Consider the following 26,237-nt stretch of genomic DNA (forward strand, 5'->3'; position numbering starts at 1 on the left):
CGAAGGGACCACGGCATGACCGACGGAGTCCACTGCACCATCGAGGGCCTCACGGTGGAGCACCGCACCGATCCGCTCGGCGTGGACGCGCCCCGCCCGCGATTCGGCTGGCGCACCGCGTCCCCGGTCCGCGGTCGGCGGCAGACGGCGTACCGCGTCCTGGTCGCGTCCAGCCCCGACCGCCTGGCCGAGGGCCGCGCGGACGTCTGGGACAGCGGCCGGAGAGACGCACCGGACTCGGTGGCCGTGCGCTACGCGGGGCCCGACCTGCGCGCCTCGACCCGCTACCACTGGACGGTCCAGGTGTGGGACGAGCACGGCCGCAGGCTCCCTGAGGCCCCGGCGGCCCGGTTCGAGACCGGCCTGCTCAGCACCGACGGCGTGACCGGCTGGGACGGCGCGAAGTGGATCAGCATGGCGGGCAAGGCGCCGAACACCCCGGGCTCACCGCTCCTGAGAAGGCAGATGGCGCTGAAGGGCGGCCGTGTGCGAGAGGCGCGGCTCCACATCTCCGCGCTCGGCGTGTACGACGCCTACGTCAACGGCCGCCGGGTCGGCGTGCCCCAGGACGGCGGCACCACGTACGAACTCCTCACCCCGGGCTGGACCAACTACGACACCACCGTCAGCTACTTCACCTACGACGTGACGGGCCTGCTGGCCGAGCAGCCGCAGGTCACCCTCGCCGCCGTCCTGGGCAACGGCTGGTACAACGGCCGTGTCTCCGACCACAGCGTCTACTACTCCGAGGCCGGCAACCGCCTCGCCCTCAAGGCCAAGCTCCTGATCCGCTACGAGGACGGCTCGACCCAGTCCGTCGTGACCACACCCGGCGGCGACTGGAGGGCCACGGACACCGGCCCCTACCGCGCGGACGACATCTACGACGGCCAGACCTACGACGCCCGCCGCGAACTGCCCGGCTGGACCGACAACGACTTCGACACCTCCGCCTGGTCCGGAACCGAGGAACACGACTTCACGACCCGGTTCCCCGCCTCCCGGCTGGTCGCCTACCCGGGCGAGTCGGCCCGGCTGATGCCCGCATGGGACCACGGGCCACAGTCGATCACCGTCCACACCGGCGGCGATTTCGTTCCCGACCCCGCCCGCACGATCACCGATCCCACCCGGGCCGCAACCACCCACCTCACCCTGCACCCGGGCGACACCGCCGTGATCGACCTCGGACAAAACCTGGTCGGCGTCCCCCGCTACACCCTCCGCGGTCCCGCCGGAGCCGAAGTCACCTTCGAACCGGGCGAGATGCTCAACGACACCAGCGCGGGCGCAGACGGCCCCGAGGGCTCCGTCTACCGGGCCAACCTCCGCACCGCCAAGGCCACCAGCACGTACATCCTCAAGGGCGACCCGAAGGGCGAGACCCACCAGGACTCCCTGACCTTCTACGGTTTCCGCTACCTCGCCGTCACCACGACCGCCACCGTCACCCTCACCGAACTGACCGGCAGGGTCGCCACCTCCGCCCTCCACGACATCGGCACCGTCGAGACGGACGCCCCCGACATCAACCAGCTGATCAACAACGTCCGCTGGGGCCAGCGCGGCAACTACCTCTGGGTACCCACCGACTGCCCGCAACGCGACGAGCGCTGCGGCTGGACCGGCGACACCCAGCTCTTCTCCCAGACCGGCCTCTACAACACCGACGCGGTCGCCTTCCTGAGCCACTTCCAGGACATCCTGATCGACTCCCAGCGCACCTACGGCGCGGACGGCGCCCAGTTCACCTGGATCGCGCCCGGCGCCCGCTACAACGAGCCGGAGCCAGCGAGCGGTTGGGCGGACTGCGGGGTCGTCGTGCCCTGGACCGTGTGGCAGATGAGCGGTGACCCCACCATCGTCGACCGCAGCTGGGACGCGATGACGGCCTACATGGACTGGATCCACGCCCGTACCGCGGACACCTACGCCGGACAGGGCGCGATCTTCGGCGACTGGCTGGCCTTCCAGGTCACCAGCACCCAGCTCGTCAGCGACGCCTACTACGCCTACAGCGCCCGGCTCATGGCGGACATGGCCCGCGCCACCGGCCGCAGCGCCGAGTCCCACGCCTACGAGGAGCTGTTCTCCCACATCAAGCGGGCGTTCGTCACCAAGTACCTGAGCACCGAGGACGGCCGCCTCACCGTGCGTTCCAGCCTCGGCTCCCCACCGCCCTGGACCCCGGGAGGAAGCCCCACCCGCACCGAGGACGACAGCCAGACCGCCCTGCTCTGGGTCCTCAAGCTCGGCCTGTACGACACCGAGGCCCAGCGGCGCGCGATCGTCGAGCTTCTCGTCCAGAACATCGGCAACTCCGCCGAGTACAAGGCCGCCCACCCCGACAGCACCCGTGTCGGATACGCCGAGAACACCCTCTCCGTCGGCTTCCTCGGAGTGAACGTCCTGGCGCCCGTCCTCACCGAGGAGGGCCAGGTGGAGCTGGCCTACAAGGTGCTGCACCAGGACGCGATGCCGTCCTGGCTGTACTCGGTGAGGAACGGCGCGACGACGGTCTGGGAGCGCTGGAACTCGTACTCGAAGGAGGACGGCTTCGGGCCGGTCGAGATGAACTCGTTCAACCACTACGCCTACGGCGCGATCATGGAGTGGATGTACGAGAGCATGGCCGGCATCGCCAAGGACCCGGCCCACCCGGGGTTCAGGCACTTCTTCCTACGGCCCCACCTGGACCCGACCGGCAGGATCACCCGGGTCACCGGCTCGCACCGGTCGCCGTACGGTGAGATCGTCAGCGCCTGGACGGTACGGGAGAGCGAGTTCACGCACCGGGTCGCGGTCCCCGCCAACAGCACCGCGACCCTGCGTGTCCCCACTTCCGACCCGGACTCGGTGCGCGAGGGCGGCACACCCCTGTCACAAGTGAGCGGAGTGACCTACCTGAGCTTCGAGGACGGTGTCGCCTCGTACGAACTCCCCTCCGGACGCTACGAGTTGACGTCCTCCCTCGCCTGAGAGTCCACCAGCACTACCTCCAGGGTGCGCGGACCGTGCACCCCCTCGACCCGGTCCAGCTCGATGTCACTGGTCGCCGAAGGACCGGAGATCCACGTCAACGGGCGTACCGGGTCGAGGCGTTCGAGGGCCTGCGGTACCGACGAGACGACCTGGTCCGGAACACGGACGACACAGATGTGGTGGTCCGGGACCAGGGTGATGCGGCGGCGGCCCTGGTCGGGGCCGCCGTCCAGCACGATGGTGCCGGTCTCGGCGACGGCCACCGCGCACGCCGTGACCACGCTGTCGATCCGGTCCAGTTCGTGCGGCGTGCTCTCGGCCCGGTCCGGGACCTGCTCGGTGTCGGCGTCCGCGAGCCACGCAGGTTCGAGGCCCGGGGGCACGAGAACGGTCTTCGCACCCCGGGCCGCCAGCATTCCGGCGAGCGTCGCCGGCAGGTCGGCCGAGGTGCAGCGGTGCACGATCGCCCGGTAGTCGGCGAGGTTCTCGGCCAGCAGCTCGACCGTCTGCTCGACACCGCGGTCGCCGTGTTCCCGCAGGTACGCGCGCTCGATCGGGGTGTCGTCCGCCGGCGTATCGGCCAACGCGCGCCGCACCCGGCCCAGGATCCGCTCCCTGCTGCTCACTTGCCGTCCTCCTTGCCACCGTTGGTGCGCTGCCACCAGTCGCGGAAGGGTTCCGCCGGCACGGCGGGCAGCTCCCGGGTGCCGCTCCACGCCTTGCCGGGACCCGGCAAGGTGCGCGGATGCAGACGCCGGGTCCGCGAGGCCGCCCGCTGGCCGGAGCGCAGGACTCCGGGATGGGAGAACGCCCAGCGGGCCGCCCGCATCGCCGCCCGCTCGGCCGCGTGCCCCTTGGCGGGCTTGAGCACCACCTTGTTGCCCTCGCGGACCACCGGCCCGCCCTGAACGACCCGCTCGCGCAGATGCACCAGCACCTCGGGGATGTCGATGGCGACCGGGCAGACCTCGTAACAGGCTCCGCAGAGCGAGGAGGCGTAGGGCAGTGAGGCGTCGATCTCGCTTGACGTGCCCCGCAGTTGGGGGCTGAGGATCGCACCGATCGGGCCTGGATACACCGAGCCGTAGGCGTGCCCGCCGGCCCGCTCGTACACCGGGCAGACGTTGAGACAGGCCGAGCAGCGGATGCAGCGCAGGGCCTGGCGGCCGACCTCGTCGGCGAGGGTGTCGGAGCGGCCGTTGTCGAGCAGCACCAGATGGAAGTTCTGCGGGCCGTCCTCGTCGGTGGTGCCGGTCCACGTGGAGGTGTACGGGTTCATGCGCTCGGCGGTCGAGGAGCGCGGGAGCGTCTGGAGGAAGACCTCCAGGTCCTGCCAGGTCGGCACGATCTTCTCGATGCCGACGACCGAGATCAGCGTCTCGGGCAGGGTCAGACACATCCGTCCGTTGCCCTCGGACTCCACGACCACCAGGGTGCCGGTGTCGGCGACCATGAAGTTGGCGCCGGAGACGCCGACCTTGGCGCGCAGGAACTTCTCCCGCAGGTGCAGCCGTGCCGCCTCCGCCAGTTCGGCGGGCGTGTCGGTGAGGCCCTCGGGGGCCGGGCGGCCCCACTCGCTCATCTCGCGCTCGAAGATGTCCCGGATCTCGCCCCGGTTGCGGTGGATGGCCGGGACGAGGATGTGCGAGGGGCGGTCCTTGCCCAACTGCACGATCAGCTCGGCGAGATCGGTCTCGTAGGCCCGGATGCCCTCGGCCTCCAGCGCCTCGTTGAGCCCGATCTCCTGCGTGGCCATCGACTTGACCTTGACGACCTCCGACTCGCCGGTCATCTTGACGAGCCGGGTCACGATCTCGTTGGCCTCGTCGGCGTCGGCGGCCCAGTGGACGGTGCCGCCCGCCGCCACCACCGACTCCTCCAACTGCACGAGGTAGCGGTCGAGATGACGCAGCGTGTGGTCCTTGATCTGCTTGCCCGCCTCGCGCAGCTCCGCCCAGTCGGAGACCTCGGCGACGGCCTTCTCCCGCTTGGCGCGGATGGTGTGCGTGGCGTGGCGCAGATTGCCGCGCAGCGTCTTGTTGTTGACGGCCTCGTGCGCGGCCTCGGGGAAGGCCGGCATCCCCAGATAGGTCCCGCTCATACGGCCGGCTCCTCTTCCGTGCTCGCCAGGATCTCCGCGATGTGCACCGGCCGCATACCCGACTCCAGCCGGCCCATCGTGCCGCCGATGTGCATCAGACAGGAGTTGTCGGCCGCGCACAGCACCTCGGAGCCCGTGGACTCGGCGTTGCGGACCTTGTCCGTACCCATCGCCGCCGAGACATCGGAGTTCTTCAGCGCGAAGGTGCCGCCGAAGCCGCAGCACTCGTCGGCGCCCGGAAGCTCCCTCAGCTCAAGGCCCTTGACCGCCTGGAGCAGCCGCCGGGGCCGGTCACCGAGCCCCAGACCCCGCAGTCCGTGACAGGTCGGGTGATAGGTCACCGTGTGCGGGTAGTACGCCCCGACGTCCGTCACCCCCAGCACGTCCACCAGGAACTCCGTGAGCTCGTACGTCTTGGGCACCACGGGCGCCAGCGTGGCCGCGAGGCTCTCCCCGCGTCCCTCGGCCCGGGCCCGCTCACCCATCCGCGGATACAGCTCCCGCACCATCGCCCCGCACGATCCGGACGGCGTCACGATCGCCTCGTAATCCCGGAAGACATCGGAGAAATGCCGGGCCAGTGGTTCCGCCTCATGCCGGTAGCCGGTGTTGTAGTGCGCCTGCCCGCAGCAGGTCTGCGACATCGGGAAGTCGACGTCGACGCCCAGCCTGGTCAGCAGTTTCACCACAGCGCGCCCGGTGTCCGGATAGAGCGTGTCGTTGACACAGGTCAGGAACAGGGCGACACGCATCGCGGCTCCTTGTGGTCGATCATCGGATGGGTGAAGCGTAGTCCGAGGGCGAGGCCCGGGGGAGACCCCGGTCAGGCCCGGGCGAGCCGGGACTGTGCCTCGCGCCAGCGCGCGGTGTCGCCCTGCGGCTCGTACCGCGTGAGCGGCTGCGTACGGGTGAGCAGCTCGCGCCCACCCGCGAGGTCACCCACGAGCCCGTGGGCCCGCGCCTGGACCAGGACGTTGCCGAGCGCCGCCGCCTCCGTCGGCCCCGCCACCACCGGCAACCCGCAGGCGTCGGCCGTCAGCTGGCACAGCAGGGCGTTGCGCGTCCCGCCCCCCACGACGTACACGACATCGACGGGATGGTCGGCCAGCCGCTGTGCATCCTCGACGGCCTTGCGGTGGGCGAGGGCCAGCGAGTCGAGGATGCAGCGGGTGACCTCGGCGGGGGAGACGGGCACCGGCTGCCCCGAGGCACGGCACGCCTCGGCGATCCGCTCCGGCATCCGGCCCGGCGCGAGGAACATCGCGTCCCCGGCGTCCACGACCGACCGCAGCGCCGGCACCTTGGCCGCGTCCAGCAGCAGTTCGCCCAGGTCCGGGTCGCCCCAGGCCCGTACGCACTCCTGGAGCAGCCACAGCCCCATGATGTTCCGCAGATACCGGACCGTGCCGTCGAGCCCCAGCTCGTTGGTGAAGTTGGCGGCCCGGCTCTCCTCCGTCAACACCGGCGCGTCCAGCTCAAGGCCGGCGAGGGACCAGGTGCCGGTGCAGATGTAGGCGAACCGCTCACCGGAGGCGGGTACGGCGGCCACCGCGGAGGCGGTGTCGTGCGATCCGACGGCCGTCACGGGCACGGGCCCCCGCAGACCGGTCTCCTCCAGCACCTCGGGCCGCAGCAGACCGGCCGGGTCACCGGGCTGCCGCAGCGGCGCGAACAACCCCAGGTCGATGCCCAGCCGCTCCGCGATGCCGTACGACCATCCACGCGTCCGGGGATCGATCAGCTGGGTGGTCGAGGCGTTGGTCAGCTCGGTGCCCTGCTCGCCGGTCAGCCAGTAGGTGAGCAGGTCGGGGATGAGCAACAGCCGTCGCGCGCCAGTGAGTTGATCGGCAACGAGCTGGTACAGCGTGTTGAAGGGCGCGTACTGGAGCCCGGTCGCCGCGTAGAGCTCCGGCGCGGGCACGGTCGCCCACACCTTCTGCGCGACCCCCTCGGTTCGGGAGTCCCGGTAGTGCACCGGGTTGCCGAGCAGCGCCCCGTCGGCGTCCAGCAGCCCGTAGTCCACGGCCCAGCTGTCGATGCCGACGGAGTCGAGTCCTCCACCGCAGTGGGCACCGGCCGCCTTGAGCCCGTCCAGGACACCGCCGTAGAGCGAGAGGATGTCCCAGCGCAGGCCCTCCGGGACGCGGACCGGCCGGTTCACGAACCGGTGTGCCTCGGACAGCTCCATGCTGTCGGGGCCGACGCGGCCGACCATGACACGTCCGCTGGACGCGCCGAGGTCGACCGCGGCGTACGACTTCACGGACGCGCTCATCGCAGGAAGGCGGCCGCGACGCCGGCGTCGACCGGGACGTGCAGCCCGGTGGTGTGCGTCAGCTCCCCGCCGGTCAGCGCGAACACCGCGTTGGCCACGTGCTCGGGGAGCACCTCGCGCTTGAGGATGGTCCGCTGGGCGTAGAACTCGCCCAGCTTCTCCTCCTCCACGCCGTACACGGCCGCCCGCTTGGCACCCCAGCCGCCGGCGAAGATGCCGGACCCGCGCACCACGCCGTCCGGGTTGACGCCGTTGACGCGGATGCCGTGCTCGCCCAGCTCGGCGGCCAGCAAGCGCACCTGGTGGGCCTGGTCGGCCTTGGTGGCGGAGTAGGCGATGTTGTTGGGCCCCGCGAACACGGCGTTCTTGGAGGCGATGTAGACGACGTCGCCGCCCAGCTTCTGCGCGATCATCACCCGCGCCGCCTCCCGCGACACCAGGAAGGAGCCGCGCGCCATGATGTCGTGCTGGAGGTCCCAGTCCTTGGCGGAGGTCTCCAGGAGCGGCTTCGAGATGGAGATGCCGGCATTGTTGACGACGAGGTCCACGCCTCCGAAGGCGAGCAGCGCCGCCTTGAAGGCAGCTGCGATCTGCTGCTCGTCGGTGACGTCCACGGTCACGGCGACGGCCTTGTCCGACCCGCCCAGTTCTTCCGCGACCGCGGCGGCGTTCTCGGCGTTGAGGTCGGCGACGACGACACACGCGCCCTCGGCGACCAGGCGCTGCGCGATGGCCTTCCCGATGCCGCTGCCGGCACCCGTCACGAGTGCGACCCGCGTCGCGAGCGGCTTGGGCTTCGGCATCCGCTGGAGCTTGGCCTCCTCGAGGGCCCAGTACTCGATACGGAACTTCTCGGACTCCTCGATGGGCGCGTAGGACGAGACGGCCTCGGCGCCCCGCATCACATTGATGGCGTTGACGTAGAACTCGCCCGCGACCCGGGCGGTCTGCTTGTCCTTGCCGAAGGAGAACATGCCGACACCCGGGATCAGCACGATGGCCGGGTCGGCACCGCGCATGGCGGGGGAGTCGGGCAGCGCGTGCCGCTGGTAGTAGGCGGCGTACTCCTCGCGGTACTCGGCGTGCAGTTCGTCGAGCCGCGCGATCGCCTCCTCCAGGGGAGCCGTCGGCGGCAGGTCCAGGACAAGCGGCCGCACCTTGGTCCGCAGGAAGTGGTCGGGGCAGGAGGTGCCGAGCGCGGCGAGCCGGGGGTGCTCGGCGCGGGCCAGGAACTCCAGCACCGGCGCGGAGTCGTTGAAGTGGCCGACCTGCGGCTTGTCCTCGGAGGCGATCGCGCGGACGTACGGCGCGAGGGCAGCCGCCCGCTCCCGCCGGTCGGCCTCGCCGAGCGCGCCGTACCCCTCGATGACGGGCCCGAAGGGCTCGGCCTTGCCGCGCTCCTCCAGGAACTTCTCGGCGGTCCGGATGATGTGCAGCGAGTTCTTCTCGCACTCCTCGGCCGTGTCGCCCCAGGCGGTGATCCCGTGCCCGCCGAGGACGACACCGATCGCCTGAGGGTTGGCGGCCTTGATGGCGGCGATGTCCAGCCCCAGCTGGAACCCTGGCCGACGCCACGGAACCCAGGCCACGGTGTCGCCGAAGCACTCGGCGGTCAGCTTCTCCCCGTCCGCGGCGCAGGCCAGCGCGATCCCGGAGTCGGGGTGCAGGTGATCGACGTGCGCGGCCTCGACGAGCCCGTGCATGGCGGTGTCGATGGAGGGAGCGGCGCCCCCCTTGCCGTGCAGGCAGTAGTCGAACGCGGCGACCATCTCGTCCTCGCGCTCGACACCCGGGTACACGTCGACGAGCGCCCGCATCCGGTCCAGCCGCAGCACGGCGAGCCCGGCCTCGGTCAGCGTCCCGAGGTCACCCCCGGACCCCTTGACCCACATCAGCTCGACGTCACCCCCGGTGACGGGATCGGTGTCGGTGCCCTTGGCGGAGGCGTTGCCCCCGGCGTAGTTGGTGTTACGGGGGTCGGAGCCGAGCCGACGTGACCGGGCGAGGAGGGCGGCGGCTTCGGGGTGGAGTGCCATGAACTTCCAGTCCTTACTGAGAAGAGGGTGGGATTACGTCCCTAGGGGCGCGGGGCCCTATCAATTTGCGGCTACCGCCGCGCGGGCAGGACCAGCCACAAACGGCCCGCACCCCGCAGACGACAGAACCAGGCAGACGCTCACGCCCCCCAACCAGCCTGCTCCCCACCAACCCGCGAGGCCACGATCTTCTCGGCCCACCCGGACGCCTTGTATGCAGCAATGGGGTTCGCATCGAGCCCCATCTCCTCACGCACTTCCGCAAGCAACGGCCGCACATCCGTGTTGTACGCGTCCATCAACACCGCGTTCGCCTCAAGAACGTCGCCGGAAGCCTGCGCAGCGGACAGCGCGTCCCGGTCGACCAGCAACGCCTTCGCCGTCGCCTCCTGCACGTTCATGACGGAACGAATAATCGCCGGGATCTTCGCCTCGATGTTGTGGCACTGGTCGAGCATGAACGCCACGTCGGGCGTGAAGCCACCGCCACGGATGACCTCGTACATGATCCGGAACAGCTGGAAGGGATCCGCCGCCCCCACCATGAGGTCGTCGTCGGCGTAGAACCGCGAGTTGAAGTCGAACCCGCCGAGCTTCCCCTCCCGCAGCAGCGTGGTCACGATGAACTCGATGTTGGTCCCGGGAGCGTGGTGCCCGGTGTCGACGACGACCTGCGCCTTGGGCCCGAGCTTCAGGCAGTGCGCGTACGCCGTCCCCCAGTCCGGCACGTCCGTGGAGTAGAACGCCGGCTCGAAGAACTTGTACTCGAGAAGCATCCGCTGCCCGTCACCCAGACGGTCGTACACCTCGGAGAGACCCTCGGCCAGGCGGTCCTGCCGGGCCCGCAGGTCGTCCTGACCGGGATAGTTCGTACCGTCGGCGAACCACAGCTTCAGGTCGTGGGAGCCGGTCGCGTCCATGATGTCGACGCACTCCAGCAGATGGTCGAGAGCCTTCCGGCGCACCGAGGCGTCCGGATGGCAGATGCTGCCCAGCTTGTAGTCGTCGTCCTGGAAGGTGTTGGAGTTGATGGCGCCCAGCTTCACGCCCCGCTCCTCGGCGAACTTCGCCAGCGCGGCGTAGTCCTCGACCTTGTCCCACGGGATGTGCAGGGCGACGGTCGGGGCCACCCCGGTGAACGCGTGGACCTGCGCCGCGTCCTCCAGTTTCTCCTGCGGGGTACGCGGCACACCCTGCTGGGCGAACACCTTGAAGCGGGTTCCCGAGTTCCCGTACGCCCACGACGGCGTCTCGACGGCCTGGGTCTTGAGAGCGGCCTTCACCGCGGCGAGCTCGGTCACTTGAGGGCTCCTGTGACGTCGGGTCTTGAGGGCTTCCGAACTGCTTCACTGTGAAACGATTCAAGACGGGAAAGTATGGGGACCTCGCGGGGGTGTCAACCCCTGCGACCAAGGCTGTTGCCCGTGACCCCCTTGTGACCTGAGTTCATCGAAACTTTTTCGACACGAACCCATTGACGTGACATGCGCTCCATGCCTAACGTCCCGGCAACCAAGTTGAAACCTTTCACGACGCCGTGAGGGCCGTCCCGCCGGCGTCGTCGAGGAGACCCCAATGACCCACCCGTCCACCACGGGTCCGGCCCCGGTTCTCGCGCTCAGGGACATCTCGAAGTCCTTCGGCGCGGTTCGCGCCCTGCGGGACGTCTCCCTGGAGCTGCTTCCCGGGGAGGTGCACGCCCTCGCCGGCGAGAACGGCGCGGGCAAGTCGACCCTCATCAAGACCCTCGCCGGAGTGCACCGGCCGGACACCGGCCAGGTACTGCTCGATGGTGAGCCGGTCGTCTTCCACGGTCCCGGCGACGCCCGCGACGCCGGCATCGCCGTGATCTACCAGGAGCCCACGCTCTTCCCCGACCTGTCGATCGCCGAGAACATCTTCATGGGCCGCCAGCCCCGACGTGCCCTCGGCCGGATCGACCACAAGGCCACGCACGCCGCGACCCTGGCCCTGATGAAGCGCCTCGGGGTCGAGCTCGACCCCGACCGCCCGGCGCGCGGCCTGTCCATCGCCGACCAGCAGATCGTCGAGATTGCCAAGGCGCTGTCCTTCGAGGCCCGCGTCCTGATCATGGACGAGCCCACTGCGGCCCTGACCGGCAGCGAGGTGGCCCGCCTCTTCGGCGTCGTCAAGGCGCTCCGAGAGCAGGGGGCCGCGGTGCTGTTCATCTCGCATCGGCTGGAGGAGATCTTCCAGATCTGCCAGCGGGTCACCACCCTGCGCGACGGCGCCTGGATCGCCAGCGAGCACATCGAGAACATGACCGAGGACGACCTCGTCCGCCGTATGGTCGGCCGCGATCTCGAAGAGCTCTACCCCAAGCAGGACGTACGCCCCGGCGAGGTCGCGCTCACGGTGAGCCGACTGACCCGGGAGGGAGTCTTCACCGACGTCTCGTTCGAGGTCAGGCGAGGCGAGATCGTCGGTCTGGCGGGGCTCGTCGGAGCGGGTCGTACCGAGGTCGCCCGGGCCGTGTTCGGCATCGACCGCTGGGACGCGGGCGAGGTCTCCGTGGACGGCAGGGCGCTGGTCAACGGCGCCCCCTCCACCGCGATGGCCGCGGGCCTCGCCCTGGTCCCCGAGGACCGGCGCGCCCAGGGGCTCGTGATGGACATGTCCATCGAGCGCAACATCGGCCTCACCGGACTGCGGACGACCGTCAAGGCGGGCCTGATGGACCGCGGCGCCGAACGCAGCCGCTCCCTCGACTGGGCCGTCAAGCTCCAGGTGAAGTACGCCCGGATCGCCGACACCGTCAACACGCTGTCGGGCGGCAACCAGCAGAAGGTCGTCCTCGCCAAGTGGTTGGCCACCGGCCCCAAGGTGCTCATCGTCGACGAGCCGACCCGCGGTATCGACGTCGGCACCAAGGCCGAGGTGCACCGGCTGCTGAGCGAGCTGGCCGCCGACGGGGTGGCCATCTTGATGATCTCCTCCGACCTGCCCGAGATCCTCGGTATGGCCGACCGCGTGCTCGTGATGCACGAGGGCCGCCTCACCGCCGAGATCCCGCGCTCCGACGCCACCGAGGAAACCGTGATGGCCGCAGCCACCGGGAGGGCCGCCGCATGACGGTGACGACTCCCAACCAGGCCCCCGTGACCGACGTACCCAAGTCCAGCGGTACCCGTCTGGTCGACCGCGTCTTCAAGATGCGCGAGCTGGCCATCCTGGTCGTCTTCCTGGTGATGATCGTCGTCACCCAGATCGGGAACAGCGACTTCCTCACCGAGCAGGGCATCAAGGACCTGCTGCTGAACGCCACGATCCTGGTGCTGGTCGCCACCGGCCAGTCGCTGGTGGTCATCACGAGGAACGTCGACCTCTCGGTCGGCTCCATCCTCGGCATCAGCGCCTTCGCCGCCGGCACCTACCTGCACGGCGGCGGGAACCCCGTGGTGGCGATCGTCCTCGCGGCCCTGCTCGGCATCGGCTTCGGCCTGCTCAACGGCCTCCTCGTCAGCCTCGGCCAGGTGCCCGCGCTGGTGGTCACCCTCGGCACGCTCTACATCATCCGGGGCATCGACTCCATCTGGGTCGGCTCCCGCCAGATCACGGCGGCCGACCTCCCGGACAGCTTCGTGAACTTCGGCTCCGGCGGCATCTCAGCCGTGCCCTGGCCGGCCCTGATCGCGCTGGCGGTACTCGTCGCCACCGCCTACTACCTCAAGCACTTCGGCAGCGGACGCGAGCTGTACGCGCTCGGCTCCAACCCCGAGGCCGCACGGCTCGCCGGCATCCCGGTGCGCAAGCGGATCCTGGCCGCGTACACCTTCTGCGGCGGCCTCGCAGGCCTCGCCGGGGCGATGTACCTGGCCCGCTTCGGCAACGTCGACTCGGGCACCGGCACCGGCTACGAACTGACCGTCGTCAGCGCGGTCGTGGTCGGCGGTGTCGTCTTCACCGGCGGCTCCGGCAGCGTCTACGGCGCGGCCCTCGGCGCCCTGCTGCTGACCTCCATCAACAGTGTGCTGCCCGCCCTCGGCGTCAGCTCGGTCTGGGTGCTCGCCATCAACGGCATCCTGCTCATCCTCGCCATCGCGGTCGACCGGGTCGTCGCGCTGCGCGTGGCCTCCGCCCTGAAGAAGAGGAACGCCCGCCATGCCTGACTCCCTGACGCGTGCGAGCCGCTGGTCCGCCTCGTTGAGGTGGGATGCAGTCGTCGGCGCGCTCCTGATCGTCGTCCTGCTGCTGTCCTTCAGCACGGTCGACGGCTTCGGCAACGCCCTCAACCTGTCGTTCCTGATCGGCAACACCCTGCCGATCGCGCTGATCGCCCTGCCCATGACCATGCTCGTGGTCTCCGGCGAGATCGACCTCTCGGTCGCCTCCACCGCCGGCCTGTCCGGCGCGGTGATGGGCGCGCTGTGGAACCAGGGCCTGACGATCGAGGTGATCATCCCGATCTGCCTGGTGCTCGGCGTGGTCTGCGGGCTGATCAACGGCCTGCTCGTCACCCGGCTCGGCCTGCCCTCGCTCGCCGTCACCATCGGCACCCTCGCCGCCTACCGGGGCATCGCACAGATCGTGCTCGGTTCCGACGCGGTCACCGACTTCCCCACGCAGTACCTGGACTTCGCGGCGGGCCGGATCGGGGACACGTTCATCCCGCAGGCCTTCCTGCCCTTCCTGGTGCTGCTCGCGATCGCCGTGGTCGTCCTGCACGCCACGCCGTTCGGGCGGTCGGTGTTCGCGACCGGTGCGAGCGAGGAGGCGGCGCGGTTCGCCGGCATCCGCGTCAAGCGCCAGAAGCTCATCCTGTTCACGGTGACGGGCCTGATGGCCTCCCTCACCGGCATCTTCTGGGCCCTGCACTACGCCAGCGCCCGCTACGACAACGCCACGGGACTCGAACTCTCCGTCGTGGCAGCCGTGTTGCTGGGCGGCATCGACTTCGACGGCGGCAAGGGCACGCTCGGCGGTGCGATCGCGGGAGTCTTCCTCCTCGGCGCCCTGCAGAACGTGATGAGCCTCCAGGACGTCTCCGCCCAGTCCCAGATCGTCGTCACCGGCGTTCTTCTCGTCCTCTCCGTGCTCGCCCCCCGGGTGGCACGGCAGATCTCGGTTGCGAGGGCGGCACGCTCCGCCGGATAGGCCGTATCTCAGCTGCCGGTCCGTTGTGGCTGGTCGCGCCAGCGCGGCGCAGCCGCACATCGATACAGCCCCGCGCCCCTCGGGCGCCCCTCAGCTCACCCTCGTTCAAAGGAAACCGTCATGCGCAAGTCATCCCTCCGCCGTTCCTGTGCGGCCCTCGCCGCCGGCACCTCCCTCGCCCTCGCGCTCACCGCGTGCGGCGGCACCACCAAGAAGGACGTGCAGGACGAGGGCGCCTCGGCGGCCTCCACCGCGAAGGCCGACCCGAACGCGGCCACCAAGAAGGGCCTGACCGTCGGGTTCCTGCCCAAGCAGGTCAACAACCCGTACTTCACCTCCGCGGACAAGGGCGGCGAGAAGGCGCTGACCGAACTCGGCAGCAAGTACAAGGAGGTCGGTCCGTCCAGCGCCACCGACACCGCCGGGCAGGTCTCCTACGTCAACACGCTCACCCAGCAGCAGGTGAACGCGATGGCCGTGTCCGCGCAGGACCCGGGCGCCCTGTGCACCGCCCTCAAGCAGGCCATGTCGAACGACATCAAGGTCGTCACCTACGACTCCGACACCAAGCCGGAGTGCCGCAACGCCTTCGTGTCGCAGGCCTCCGCCGAGGACCTGGGCCGCACCGAGGTGCAGCTGCTCGCCGAGCAGATCGGCTACAAGGGCGAGATCGCGATCCTGTCCGCCGCCCAGACCGCGACGAACCAGAACACCTGGATCGACTTCATGAAGGACGAGCTGAAGGGCGACAAGTACAAGAACATCAAGCTCGTCAAGGTCGCGTACGGCAACGACGACGCCCAGCAGTCCTTCCAGCAGACCCAGGGCCTGCTCCAGCAGTACCCGAACCTGAAGGGGATCATCTCCCCGACCACCGTCGGCATCAAGGCCGCCGCCCAGTACCTCTCCGGCTCCAAGTACAAGGGCAAGGTCAAGCTGACCGGCCTCGGCACCCCGAACGACATGCGCAAGTACGTCAAGAACGGCACCGTCGACGCGTTCGAGCTGTGGGACCCGGCGAAGCTCGGCGCCCTGGCCGCGCAGACCGCCGTCGCCCTGTCCTCCGGTCAGATCACCGGCAAGGAGGGCGAGACCTTCAAGGCCGGCGACACGACGTACACCATCGGCAAGGACGGCGTGATCAACCTCGGCAAGCCGACCGTGTTCGACGCCAAGAACATCGACCAGTTCAACTTCTGATCCCTCTTTGAAGGAGCGGTACTTCATGCAGCGCGTCTGTTTCCTCCTCAAGGTCCGTGAGGACCGACTCGCCGAGTACCGCGAACGCCACGCCGCCGTGTGGCCCGAGATGCTCGAAGCGCTCTCGGCCACCGGCTGGCACAACTACTCGCTCTTCCTGCGCGACGACGGACTGCTCGTCGGCTACCTGGAGACCGAGGACTTCGAGGCGGCCAGGGCCGGTATGGAAGCCACCGAGGTCAACGCCCGCTGGCAGGCCGAGATGGGCGGGTTCTTCGAGTCCCTCGACGGAGCCCGCCCCGACGAGGCGATGAAACCGCTCACCGAGGTGTTCCACCTCGCCTGACCCCTCCCCGCAAGGCCCCATCAGCTCAGCAGGAGCCGCTCCATGAGAAGACGCACGCTGCTCGTAGGTGCCATCGTGTCCGCCATGTCCACCTCCGCGCTCACCGGCGGCACCGCCCGCGCCGCCGACCCCGGTCCCTCCGTCACCCGGACCGGCACCACCACCCTCGACGGCCAGGCCGTCTTCTTCATCTCCTACGACGGCCTCGTCAACAACAACTCGTTCCAGAAGAACGGCCTGTTGACGTACAAGGGCTACCAGTACGCCGTCTGGTACACCGCCGACAAGAACGCCGTCGTCGGCCGCCGCGTCCTCGGCGGCAGCACCTGGTCCACCGTCCAGGTCGGCCACACCCTGAAGACCAGCGACTCCCACAACGTCATCTCCATGGGCGTCTCCAAGGTGGACGGCCGCCTCCACCTCAACATGGACTCGCACAGCGACGGCTTCACCTACGTCAAGTCGGTCGCGGGGCTCATGGACAACCCGTCCGGACTGAGCTGGACCGCCGCCCGCTTCGGCGCACCCCAGTCCACCCTGGACGGCCTGGCCCTCACCTCGCAGTTCACCTACCCGCAGTTCGTCTCCACCCCCGATGGCAAGCTCCAGCTCAGCTACCGGGTCGGAATATCGGGCAACGGCCGCAACGCCCTGGCGGAGTACGACGGTTCGACCTGGACCGACCTCGGCGAGTGGTCCGCCTCCACCGGCACCTACACCAGCGAGCACGGCTCCTCGACGGCCCGCAACATGTACCTGCACGGCATCGACTACGACAGGAACGGCCGGCTGCACTCCTTCTTCACCTGGCGCGAGCAGAACGGCGCCGTGATGTGCAACAGCGGCGGCATCAGCAACCACGACACCGGCTACGTCTACTCCGACGACCGCGGCCGCACCTGGCGCAACAACACCGGCACCGTCGTCGGCACCACCGGCGGCTCCGACAAGGTCGCCGTCACCGACAGCGGCCTGGTGATCGACGCGCTGAACCCGGACCACTCCCTGATGAACCAGGAGAGCCAGTCCACGGACTCCTCGGGCCTGCCGCACGCGATCATCTCGTACGTCCCCGGCCGCTTCGGTCAGTGCACCACGAACTACGTGTCCGACCGCACCGCCAACGGTCGCGCCTTCCATGTCCGCAAGAACTCCTCGGGCACCTGGCAGAAGACCGAGATCCCGGTCGTGCTCGGCTCCAGCCAGCGCACCAAGCTGATCCTGGACAAGTACGACAACGCCTACGCGATCTTCCCGTTCGGCCGGATCGCGGGCGCCTCCAAGGCGTCCGGATACACCGACTGGAAGATCCTTTTCGACGGGAGCGGGCTCAACGCCTTCGGCGAGGTCGTGATCGACGAGATGCGGGTGGCGCAGGACAACGCGCTGTCGTTCATGTACCAGGAGAAGTCGAGCGGTACGACCCCCTCGGCGCTGCACGTCGTCGACTTCGCGTTGCCCGCCTGATCGTGACCGGTGCGGGGGCGGTTCGACGATAATGTGAAGGTCGTCCTGCCGCCCCCCTCTCCCTGGAGGTCCCTGCCCGATGGCCCAGTCGGTGGGTATCAAGGACGTCGCCCGAGCCGCCGGAGTCTCCGTCGGCACGGTCTCGAACGTCATCAATCGTCCGGACTCCGTCGCCACCGAGACCCGGGCGCGCGTCCTGTCCGCGATAGACCGGCTCGGCTATGTCCGCAGCGAGTCCGCGCGCCAGCTGCGCGCGGGCCGCAGCCGGATCATGGGCCTGCTCGTGCTCGATATGGGCAACCCCTTCTTCGTCGACGTCGCGCGCGGCGCCGAGCGGGCCGCCCGCGAGGACGGCCTCGGCGTGATGGTCTGCAACAGCGCCCAGAGCGCGAGCGAGGAGGCGGAGTACCTGTCCCTCTTCGCCGAGCAGCGGGTGCGCGGAGTCCTGCTCACCCCGACCGACGCCTCCGGCCGCAACATCGACTCCTTCCGCCGCCACGGCATCCCCTTCGTCCTCGTCGACCGGGTCGCCGAGGGCACCACCGAGTGCTCGGTCTCCGTCGACGACGTCGCCGGCGGCGCGCTGGCCGTGCGCCACCTCGTGGACGCCGGGCACCGCTCCATCGCCTACGTCAGCGGCCCGCCCGGCCTCAACCAGGTCCGCGACCGCCGCACCGGTGCCCTGAACGCTCTCGCCGAGGCGGGCCTGGGCCCCGACCACCTGCGCGAGCTGCCCACCGAGCGGCTCGACGTGGCCGCGGGCCGGGACGCCGGCGCCCGCCTGCTCGGCCTCGCGGACCGCCCGACCGCGGTGTTCTGCGCCAACGACCTGCTCGCCCTCGGCGTCCTGCAGGCCATGTACGCGGCGGGGATCACGGTCCCCGACGACCTCGCCATCGTCGGCTACGACGACATCGAGTTCGCCGCCGCCGCGGCCGTCCCCCTCACCTCGGTCCGCCAGCCCGCCGTCACCATGGGCGCCCTGGCCGCCGAACTCCTCCTGGAGGAGACGGAGGCGGAGACCACCGGCAAGCGGCACGAGCACCGCCGGGTGGTGCTCCAGCCCGAACTGGTGGTGCGCCGCTCCAGCCTGGCGGCCCGCTGACCGGTGAGTCAGTAAGATTTCATGATCGAAGGGGTCGGACGGCGGACGAACATGTGCTGAAGTGGGACGCGCCCTCAAAGATTCCGTCGTCCCGGGAGCCCTGTTGACCACGACCTACCGCCAGCCCGGCCTCGTCCTCACCGACCGCCGCTTCACCGTCCCCCTCGACCACGACGACCCGGCCGGGGAGACGATCGAGCTCTACGCCCGCGAGGCCGTGGCGAGCGACAGGGTGGGCCAGAACCTGCCGTGGCTGGTCTACCTCCAGGGCGGTCCCGGCTTCGGGGCGAACCGGTTCGTCGGCAAGGGAGCCTGGTTCGGCCGCGCCCTGAAGGAGTTCCGCGTCCTCCTGCTCGACCAGCGCGGCACCGGCCACTCCACACCGGCCAACCGGCAGACACTCCCACTGCGGGGCGGCCCCGCCGAGCAGGCCGACTACCTGGCCCGCTTCCGCGCCGACTCCATCGTCCGCGACTGCGAGGCGATCCGCGCCCAGGTCACCGGCGGCGCCCCCTGGACCGTCCTGGGCCAGAGCTTCGGCGGCTTCTGCGCGACGACCTATCTGTCCCTCGCCCCCGAGGGCCTCGCCGCCGCCGTCCTCACCGGCGGCCTGCCCTCCCTCGACGCCCACGCCGACGACGTCTACCGGGCCGCCTACCCGCGCGTGGAACGCAAGGTCGCCGCGCACTACGCCCGCTACCCTCAGGACGTCGAGCGGGCCCGCCGGATCGCCGACCACCTCCTGACCCACGAGGTGACCCTGCCGAACGGCTACCGGCTGACCGTCGAGGCCTTCCAGTCGCTCGGCATCCTCCTCGGCGGCAGCGAGGGCAGCCACCGCCTGCACTTCCTCCTGGAGCACGCCTTCGTCCGCACCCCGCAGGGCCCGGAGCTCTCCGACGCCTTCCAGGAAGAGGTCCAGGGCCTCCTCTCGCACGCGTCCCACCCGCTGTACGCCCTCGTCCACGAGGCCACCTACGCTCAGGACGAGCGGCCCACCGCCTGGTCGGCCGAACGGGTGCGCGCCGAGTTCCCGCAGTTCGACGCGGCCAAGTCCCTCGCCGGCGACGAGCCGCTGCTGTTCACCGGTGAGACCATCCACCCCTGGCTGTTCGACTGCGACCCGGCCCTGCGGCCGCTGCGTGAGACGGCCGAACTCCTCGCCGCCCGCACCGACTGGCGGCCCCTGTACGACCCCGCCCGCCTCGCCGTCAACGAGGTCCCGGTCGCCGCGGCCGTCTACCACGACGACATGTACGTCGACACGGCCCACTCCCTGCGGACCGCCCGCGCGATCCGCGGTCTGCGCACCTGGGTGACGGACGAGTTCGAGCACGACGGCGTCCGCGCGGGCGGCCCCCGCGTCCTGGACCGGCTGCTCGCCCTCCTGCGCGACGAGGCCTGACGGCAGCAGCTCGGACGGCCACGACCGACGACATGCCGCCCCTCAAAATCCGGCATAGGGTTCATTTCGATCACGTGTCGACGCCGGAGTCGAGAGGACGTCAGTCGATGAGCACACCGTCACCCCACGGACGGTCCCGGATCGCCGCCCTCGCCGTGGCCCTGGCCGCCGCGAGCACGCTCACGCTGGTCGCGTGCGACGACGACTCCGGGGGCTCGTCGCCCTCCTCGGTGACGCCCACCGCCCCGGACACGGCGTCCTTCTCCGGCAACGCCGCCTCCGCACTCGCCTCCGCCAAGGCCTCGGCGCAGGCGAAGGCCTCCGAGCGGGCATCGTCCGCCTCGGCGGCCGCCTCCTCCTTCGAGGCCTCCGTCTCCGCCGAGACGGAACGCGCCAACAAGGCCGCGCGGACCGAGCTCGCCAAGGTCGACGGACCGGGCAACGCCATGTCCGAGGTCGCCATGACCGGCAAGCCGCGCTCGGACACCGGCGGTCTGCTCGTCGTCCTCGTCACCATCACCAACAAGACCGACAAGACGGCCTCCTACGCCGCGCAGGTCGACTTCCTCGACTCGTCGGGCAAGGTGGTGGAGACCCGGTACGTCGGCGCCGAGGACCTGAAGCCGGGGGAGAAGGCCCAGCCCCTCGCCGTCAGCCGCAAGCCCGCCGAGCCGGTGCTGACGCCCAAGCTGGCGAAGGCACAGCGTTATTAAGCGGCCACGGCCCACGAGCCCGGCGTGCGGTGCGGGCTCACGACCCGTCCGTCGGGCAGGAGTTCACCGGTGTCGTCGAAGACGATGGTGCCGTTGCACAGCAGACTCCAGCCCTGTTCGGGATGGGCCGAGACGATCACGGCGGTGTGGTGGTCCGGGCTGTCGACGGTGGGGCACGGGGGCTGGTGGCTGCACATGGCGTCTCCTCGATGCGTGCGGCTCCTGCCTCGGTCGGCCGCTGTATCTGTGGTAGCCGAGCTTGTTTTCCGTTGTATGAGGAGACCCCCACATCGCCGGGAACTCATCGGTGAGTTCCCGTCCGGTCGGCCGGACGCGGGGCCGTTAGGCTGGCCGTGATGTCAGAACAGATGATCGACCTCAGCGGCGACTGCGCACGGTGCTTCGGCCTGTGCTGTGTCGCTCTGCCCTTCGCCGCCTCCGCGGACTTCGCCCGTGACAAGCCGGCCGGCACCCCCTGCCCCAACCTGCGGGCCGACCACCGGTGCGGCATCCACGCGAAGCTGCGGGAGGAAGGCTTCACGGGGTGCACGGTCTACGACTGCTTCGGCGCCGGACAGAAGGTCTCGCAGGTCACCTTCGGCGGCCGGGACTGGCGCGACGGCCCCCGTGAGGACGCCCGCCGGATGTTCGAGGTCTTCCCGGTCGTGCGCCAGCTCCACGAACTGCTCTGGTACCTCACCGAGGCGCTGACCCTGCCCACCGCCCGACCGGTCCACGCCGACCTGCGTCACATGCTGGAGCGGACCGAGGCGCTGACCCGGGGCACCGCCGAGGAACTGACCGCGCTGGACGTCCCCGCGCACCGGCAGGAGGTCAACGTCCTCCTGCTGCGCACCAGCGACCTGGTGCGGGCCGGGATCGGCGGCAAGAAGAAGAACCGCCGGGGCGCCGACCTGATGGGCGCCCGTCTCAAGGGTGCCGACCTGCGCGGAGCCAGTCTCCGCGGCGCGTACCTCATAGCGGCCGATCTCACCGGCGCCGACCTGCGCGGCGCGGATCTGATCGGCGCCGACCTGCGCGACGCCGATCTGACGGACGCGGACCTGACCGGCGCGTTCTTCCTGACCCAGCCTCAGCTGAACGCGGCCCGGGGCAGCGCCGACACCCGGCTGCCGGACTCAGTCAGCCGCCCGGTGCACTGGACAGCGTGACGCGGGGGCCTTGACCGGGTCCTCGTCGAGATCCGCCGCGGGGGCCGCCGTGGCGTCCGCGCCCGCCCGCCGCTCCAGGTGCAGCCGAAGCCCCTCCGGCATCAGCGTCAGCCGTTCGGTCACGCTGAGCCGGTAGGCGGGATCGGCCCGCAATTCGTAGCGGCGCAGCAGCAGACCGAGCACCAGCGTGGCCTCGTGCAGTGCGAACTGGCGCCCGATACAGGCCCGCGCCCCCGTGCCGAACGGCTTGAAGACATGCGGGGGACGCGACCGTACGGCCTTGGGGTCGAAGCGGTCCGGGTCGAACCGCTCGGCGTCGGCGCCCCACACCTCGGGGTCGCGCTGCAGCATCGGCGTGAGCACCAGCGTCCACGCGCCCCGGCGCATCGGATGCTTCCCGGCCAGCACGGTGTCCTCGACGGCCTCCCGGGCGAACGCGGGTGCCGTCGGCCACAGCCGCAGCGACTCGTCCAGCACCCGGCGCACATACCGCAGCTTCGCCACCTGGTCGTACCCCGGCGCGTCGGTGGCGCCCCACACGCGGTCCACTTCGGCACGCGCGCGTGCCGCGACCTCGGGGTGCCGGGAGAGATAGTGCAGGGCGAAGGAGAGCGCGCCCGACGTGGTCTCGTGGCCGGCCACCAGGAAGGTGATGACCTGCCTGCGGACGTTCTCCGGCGACAGCCGCTCACTGGTCTCCGGGTGGGCCGTCTCCAGCATCCGGTCGAGAAGGTCGCCGTCCCCGCCCGCAGCGCGCCCGCCCGCCGCGCGCCGGGCCCGGACCAGGTCGTCGACCATGCGGTTGAGGTAGGCGATGTCGTCCGCGTTGCGCCGCGCGGCACGCCGGAGCAGAGCGGGAAAGGGGACGGAGTTGAGGCGTTGCGCGTAGGTCAGGGTGCCCACCATCGCCGTCACGAAGGGATGTGGCCGGTCCCGCTCGAAGGAGCCGAAGTCGTGCCCGAACCCGGTCCGCGCGATGGTCTCCAGGGTCAGCTTGGTCATGTCCCCGGGCACGTCCACCGAGCGGCCCGCCACCTGCTCGCGGTCCCAGTGGTCCGTCAGCCGCCCGGCCACGGCGAGCATCATCGGATGGTAGGCCGCCATCGCCTCCCGGCTGAAGCCCGGTGCCAGCACGTCGTGCGCCAGCTGCCAGTTCCGCTCGTGGTTGTACGCGGTGAACAGTCCGTCGCCGGCGACCGGCCGCAGATTGGCCACCCCGAGGCCCACGTGCTTGGCGAACCGTGACTCGTCCGCCAGGTCCGCCACCAGCTCGGCGCCCCAGACGAACACGAACTCCCTGTTGAACGCCTTGCGCCGGTAGATCGGCCCCAACCGGCGGGCGAAGCGCACCGAGTCCTGGAGCGGGGTGGCCCGGTTGACGCCCAGCACGTCACCGAGCAGGGGGAGCCGGCGCGGCGGATGCGGAATGCGGTGCAGCTCGGGCCAGCCCAGCTCGGCGCTGCGAAATCCCGTCGGCCGCGTGGCCGTCGTCGTCTCCGCCATGACGAGATCTCCCTTGATCCAGCGGCAGTTGAGCGCGTTATACGTGGGTTCAATAACGCGGCCCCAGTCTGATCCCGTTGTTGAACCGGCGTCAAGTAAAGTGCGGGCATGGCCGGGAAGCAGGGCGAGCGCACGCGCCGCAGGCTCAGCACCGAGGAGCGCCGGGAGCAGCTGCTGTCGGTGGGCGCGAGGCTGTTCTCGGAGAGTCCGTACGACGACGTGTGGATCGAGCAGGTCGCCGAGATCGCCGGCGTCTCGCGCGGGCTGCTCTACCACTACTTCCCGACGAAGCGGGACTTCTTCGCGGCGGTCGTCGAGCGGGAGAGCGAGCGGATGCTGGCCATGACCGCGGCCGTGCCCGGCATCCCGGTGCGCGAGCAACTGACGGCGGGTCTGGACACGTATCTGGAGTACGTCCATGCCCACGCCCACGGCTTCCGCGCCTTCCACCGTGCCGACGCCGCCGGGGACCAGGCCGTGCGCCGGGTCTATCACCGGGCGCTGGCCGCACAGGAGCGGCAGATCCTGGCGGCGCTGGCCGCGGATCCGGAGTTCGGCGCACAGGCGAACGAGCGGCCCGACCTTCAGCTGGCCGTCCGTGGCTGGCTCGCCTTCACCACGGCGGTCTGCCTGGAGTGGCTGAGGGGCTCGGACCTCTCCCGGGAGCAGGTGCGCGACCTGTGCGCACGGGCACTGCTCGGCGTGCTCAGGCCCTGACCGGAATTCGGGGATCCGTCCCACGTCCCGAGGTTGGCTTCGGTCCCGATCTTCGCTAGGTTAGGTGAGCCTTACCTAAGGAGGAAGTGATGGGTGACAGCCAAGCGTGGACGGCGGCGCCGTCCACGGCGGAACACGCCCGGTCGGTGCTCGCCGCCTCGTGGTCCTGCGCGGTGACCGCCGAGGGCGGCCGCGAGGAGTTCGTCGGCGCGCACACCGTGGCCGAGGACGGGCGGGTGACGCTGGACGTGCCCGAGGACAGCACCCTGGTCGCGGCCGCGATCTGCGCGCCCCGCGGCGAGCCGTCCGCCGTCCTGGAGTTCGCCGACGTGGCACCCGTCCCCGTGCGCGGCCGTATCCGCGCCCGGCTGTGGCTCGCCGGCCGGTTCGTCCCCGGGGACGGGGAGGGACGGTTGGAGTTCAGGGCCACGCGCGTGGTGCTGCGCCGCCCGTCCGGAGCCGTGGTCGTCGACCTCGACGAGTTCGCCGCCGCCCGGCCCGACCCGCTCGCCACGGCCGAGGCCCGGCTGCTGACCCACCTCGCCGACTGCCACCCCGACGCGGTCGAGCGGCTCACGCGGCTCGTGGACCCGGACAGCCTGCACGGCGCGGTCCGCGTCAAGCCCCTCGCCGTGGACCGGCACGGCCTGACCCTGCGTATCGAGCGCGCCCGCGCCCACGGCGACGTACGCCTGCCGTTCCACGCGCCCGCCGACGACGTGGCACGGCTGACGGAGCGCATGCATGTACTGCTGACCCAGGCGAACGCCGCGTCCTGCCCGCGTGCCCTACAGCGGCAGCGCACAGACGGCGACCGGTGAGGCGAACGGCTTGCCCGCGAGCCGCAGTTCACCGCTCGTCGTGTTCACGTGGAACACGCTGACGGTGCCGGAGCGCTGATTCGCCGCGAAGAGCAGCCTGCCGTCCGGCGAGAAGGCGATCTGCCGCGGGAAGTCACCGTCCACCGGCACGGTGTCGAGCAGCCTCAGCCGGGCGCCGCCCGCCTCCACCGCGTACCGAGTGAGGCTGTTGTGGCCACGGTTGGCGAGATAGGCGTACGAGCCGTTCGCGGTGACCAGGAACTGCGCCGGGTAGTTCGTGGCCGAGCCCGTCCCCGTGGACTGCGGCGCCCCGACGGAGAGACGGCCGGACTTGCGGTCGTAGGCGCAGACCGCGACCGTGTTGTCGACCTCGTTGGCCAGATAGGCGTACCGGCCGCCGGGATGGAAGGTGAGGTGGCGCGGTCCGGCCCCCGCCCGTGTCCGGGCGCGTGAGACCTCGGTGAGGGCACCGGTCCCTTCGTTCAGGCGGTAGCTGTAGACGGTGTCGGTGCCCAGGTCGACGGCGAGCACATGGCCGCCGTCGGGACCGGTGACGAACTGGTGGGCGTGCGGACCGTCCTGGCCCGGCCCCGGCGCCGGACTGGAGTGGGTGACCGAGTCCCTGAGTTCGCCGAGCGCTCCCGAGGAGCCGATCGGATGCACGGCCACACTGCCGGAGCCGTAGTTGGCGCTGAGCAGCCAGCGCCCGCCCGGATGCACCGACAGATGACACGGTCCCGCCCCGCCGGTGCTCCGGCTCCCCAGGACCTTGCGGTCGGACAGGCGCACGGCGGTCACGGCGCCGGCGTCCTGCTCGTCGACCGCGTAGAGCGTGCGTCCGTCGGGGTGCACCGCGAGGTAGGAGGGGTTGGCGACACCGGTGACCGTGCCGGTGCCGGTGATCCGGCCGCTTCCGGCGTCATAGGCGGCGACGCCGATCCCGGTTCCGCCTCCCTCGACGGAGGTGTAGGTGCCGAGGTAGAGGGGGCGGGGGCCGGTCGGGGACGGAGCCGACGGTGTTCCCGCAGGGCCGGCCGAGGGATCCTCGGCGGAACCGGCGGGTGTCTTCCGCGGTGCAGACCCGGACGACGCCTCGGACGACGCCTCACGAGACGCGTCGGAAGACGCCTCCGGGGACGACGAACAGCCCGCGAGTCCCGTCGCCGCTCCGGTGAGAACGCCGACGAACCGGCGCCTGCTCAAGCCGCCGTTCGCACTGCTCATCCCTGCGCACCCCGGGTGATCGATGGTCGCCGTCGTGAACAGCCACCTTCACCCG

22 protein-coding genes are annotated in these 26,237 nt (G+C 70.5%); 13 read left to right on the forward strand and 9 right to left on the reverse strand.

Features of this window, described 5'->3' with window-relative positions; translation table 11 throughout:
• The first annotated feature begins 15 nt into the window (after window positions 1-15).
• Window positions 16-2,979 carry a family 78 glycoside hydrolase catalytic domain gene (locus ABZT93_RS10005; protein WP_356101566.1) on the forward strand — a complete coding sequence of 988 codons (2,964 nt, stop codon included), beginning with the start codon at window positions 16-18 and terminating at the stop codon, window positions 2,977-2,979.
• Here ABZT93_RS10005 and ABZT93_RS10010 read toward each other — a convergent pair.
• From ABZT93_RS10010 to rhaI, 6 genes are all read right to left on the reverse strand, one after another.
• The gene (locus ABZT93_RS10010) at window positions 2,952-3,608 is read right to left on the reverse strand and encodes an LUD domain-containing protein (RefSeq protein WP_356101568.1); all 657 of its coding nucleotides are present in this window, start codon (window positions 3,606-3,608) and stop codon (window positions 2,952-2,954) included. The genes ABZT93_RS10005 and ABZT93_RS10010 overlap by 28 nt on opposite strands.
• The gene (locus tag ABZT93_RS10015) at window positions 3,605-5,083 is read right to left on the reverse strand and encodes a LutB/LldF family L-lactate oxidation iron-sulfur protein (RefSeq protein WP_356101571.1); all 1,479 of its coding nucleotides are present in this window, start codon (window positions 5,081-5,083) and stop codon (window positions 3,605-3,607) included. Before ABZT93_RS10015 ends, ABZT93_RS10010 begins: the two co-directional genes overlap by 4 nt.
• The gene (locus ABZT93_RS10020) at window positions 5,080-5,835 is read right to left on the reverse strand and encodes a (Fe-S)-binding protein (protein WP_356101574.1); all 756 of its coding nucleotides are present in this window, start codon (window positions 5,833-5,835) and stop codon (window positions 5,080-5,082) included. Before ABZT93_RS10020 ends, ABZT93_RS10015 begins: the two co-directional genes overlap by 4 nt.
• A 71-nt stretch (window positions 5,836-5,906) precedes the next feature.
• Entirely contained in the window at window positions 5,907-7,358 is a 1,452-nt protein-coding gene (locus ABZT93_RS10025; RefSeq protein WP_356101576.1) for an FGGY-family carbohydrate kinase, read from the reverse strand.
• Window positions 7,355-9,394: a bifunctional aldolase/short-chain dehydrogenase gene (locus tag ABZT93_RS10030; RefSeq protein ID WP_356101579.1), complete on the reverse strand. Its 2,040-nt coding sequence runs from the start codon at window positions 9,392-9,394 to the stop codon at window positions 7,355-7,357. The genes ABZT93_RS10025 and ABZT93_RS10030 overlap by 4 nt, the downstream gene beginning before the upstream one ends.
• A gap of 140 nt (window positions 9,395-9,534) precedes the next feature.
• Window positions 9,535-10,695: an L-rhamnose isomerase gene (gene rhaI, locus ABZT93_RS10035; protein ID WP_356101582.1), complete on the reverse strand. Its 1,161-nt coding sequence runs from the start codon at window positions 10,693-10,695 to the stop codon at window positions 9,535-9,537.
• A 274-nt stretch (window positions 10,696-10,969) separates the two neighbouring features.
• On the opposite strand from rhaI, the gene ABZT93_RS10040 reads away from it, so the two are divergent.
• From ABZT93_RS10040 to ABZT93_RS10080, 9 genes are all read left to right on the forward strand, one after another.
• Window positions 10,970-12,487 carry a sugar ABC transporter ATP-binding protein gene (locus tag ABZT93_RS10040; protein ID WP_356101584.1) on the forward strand — a complete coding sequence of 506 codons (1,518 nt, stop codon included), beginning with the start codon at window positions 10,970-10,972 and terminating at the stop codon, window positions 12,485-12,487.
• Entirely contained in the window at window positions 12,484-13,524 is a 1,041-nt protein-coding gene (locus tag ABZT93_RS10045; protein WP_356101587.1) for an ABC transporter permease, read from the forward strand. The genes ABZT93_RS10040 and ABZT93_RS10045 overlap by 4 nt, the downstream gene beginning before the upstream one ends.
• Window positions 13,517-14,509 (forward strand): ABC transporter permease, encoded by a 993-nt coding sequence (locus ABZT93_RS10050; RefSeq protein ID WP_356101589.1) that lies wholly within the window; start codon window positions 13,517-13,519, stop codon window positions 14,507-14,509. The genes ABZT93_RS10045 and ABZT93_RS10050 overlap by 8 nt, the downstream gene beginning before the upstream one ends.
• A gap of 120 nt (window positions 14,510-14,629) precedes the next feature.
• Window positions 14,630-15,709 (forward strand): rhamnose ABC transporter substrate-binding protein, encoded by a 1,080-nt coding sequence (rhaS, locus tag ABZT93_RS10055; protein WP_356101592.1) that lies wholly within the window; start codon window positions 14,630-14,632, stop codon window positions 15,707-15,709.
• 25 nt (window positions 15,710-15,734) lie between these two features.
• On the forward strand, window positions 15,735-16,055 hold the full coding sequence (locus ABZT93_RS10060; RefSeq protein ID WP_356101595.1) for an L-rhamnose mutarotase: 321 nt from the start codon (window positions 15,735-15,737) through the stop codon (window positions 16,053-16,055).
• 42 nt (window positions 16,056-16,097) lie between these two features.
• Window positions 16,098-17,522, forward strand: coding sequence for a BNR repeat-containing protein (locus ABZT93_RS10065; RefSeq protein WP_356101597.1), 1,425 nt, complete (start codon window positions 16,098-16,100; stop codon window positions 17,520-17,522).
• A 79-nt stretch (window positions 17,523-17,601) separates the two neighbouring features.
• A complete protein-coding gene (locus ABZT93_RS10070; RefSeq protein WP_031038368.1) occupies window positions 17,602-18,627 on the forward strand; it encodes a LacI family DNA-binding transcriptional regulator in 1,026 nt (341 codons plus the stop codon).
• A 103-nt stretch (window positions 18,628-18,730) separates the two neighbouring features.
• Window positions 18,731-20,032: an alpha/beta fold hydrolase gene (locus ABZT93_RS10075; protein WP_356101600.1), complete on the forward strand. Its 1,302-nt coding sequence runs from the start codon at window positions 18,731-18,733 to the stop codon at window positions 20,030-20,032.
• A gap of 107 nt (window positions 20,033-20,139) precedes the next feature.
• Complete coding sequence (locus tag ABZT93_RS10080) at window positions 20,140-20,745, forward strand: FxLYD domain-containing protein (RefSeq protein ID WP_356101602.1); 606 nt, start codon at window positions 20,140-20,142, stop codon at window positions 20,743-20,745.
• Here ABZT93_RS10080 and ABZT93_RS10085 read toward each other — a convergent pair.
• Window positions 20,742-20,942 carry a DUF5999 family protein gene (locus ABZT93_RS10085; protein ID WP_356101605.1) on the reverse strand — a complete coding sequence of 67 codons (201 nt, stop codon included), beginning with the start codon at window positions 20,940-20,942 and terminating at the stop codon, window positions 20,742-20,744. The genes ABZT93_RS10080 and ABZT93_RS10085 overlap by 4 nt on opposite strands.
• 159 nt (window positions 20,943-21,101) lie before the next feature.
• On the opposite strand from ABZT93_RS10085, the gene ABZT93_RS10090 reads away from it, so the two are divergent.
• Window positions 21,102-21,917, forward strand: coding sequence for a pentapeptide repeat-containing protein (locus tag ABZT93_RS10090; protein ID WP_356101608.1), 816 nt, complete (start codon window positions 21,102-21,104; stop codon window positions 21,915-21,917).
• On the opposite strand, the gene ABZT93_RS10095 is transcribed toward ABZT93_RS10090, so the two are convergent.
• Window positions 21,885-23,420: a cytochrome P450 gene (locus tag ABZT93_RS10095; RefSeq protein ID WP_356101610.1), complete on the reverse strand. Its 1,536-nt coding sequence runs from the start codon at window positions 23,418-23,420 to the stop codon at window positions 21,885-21,887. The genes ABZT93_RS10090 and ABZT93_RS10095 overlap by 33 nt on opposite strands.
• A gap of 108 nt (window positions 23,421-23,528) precedes the next feature.
• Between ABZT93_RS10095 and ABZT93_RS10100 the strand changes: the two genes are divergently transcribed.
• Both ABZT93_RS10100 and ABZT93_RS10105 read left to right on the forward strand, forming a co-directional pair.
• Window positions 23,529-24,137 carry a TetR/AcrR family transcriptional regulator gene (locus tag ABZT93_RS10100; protein ID WP_356101613.1) on the forward strand — a complete coding sequence of 203 codons (609 nt, stop codon included), beginning with the start codon at window positions 23,529-23,531 and terminating at the stop codon, window positions 24,135-24,137.
• Between the two features lie 89 nt (window positions 24,138-24,226).
• Window positions 24,227-24,958: a DUF2470 domain-containing protein gene (locus tag ABZT93_RS10105; RefSeq protein ID WP_356101615.1), complete on the forward strand. Its 732-nt coding sequence runs from the start codon at window positions 24,227-24,229 to the stop codon at window positions 24,956-24,958.
• On the opposite strand, the gene ABZT93_RS10110 is transcribed toward ABZT93_RS10105, so the two are convergent.
• The gene (locus ABZT93_RS10110) at window positions 24,926-26,182 is read right to left on the reverse strand and encodes a lactonase family protein (protein ID WP_356101618.1); all 1,257 of its coding nucleotides are present in this window, start codon (window positions 26,180-26,182) and stop codon (window positions 24,926-24,928) included. The two genes, ABZT93_RS10105 and ABZT93_RS10110, sit on opposite strands and share 33 nt — an antisense overlap.
• Window positions 26,183-26,237: the final 55 nt, after the last annotated feature.

This window comes from Streptomyces sp. NPDC005303, assembly GCF_040607335.1.
Classification (GTDB): domain Bacteria; phylum Actinomycetota; class Actinomycetes; order Streptomycetales; family Streptomycetaceae; genus Streptomyces.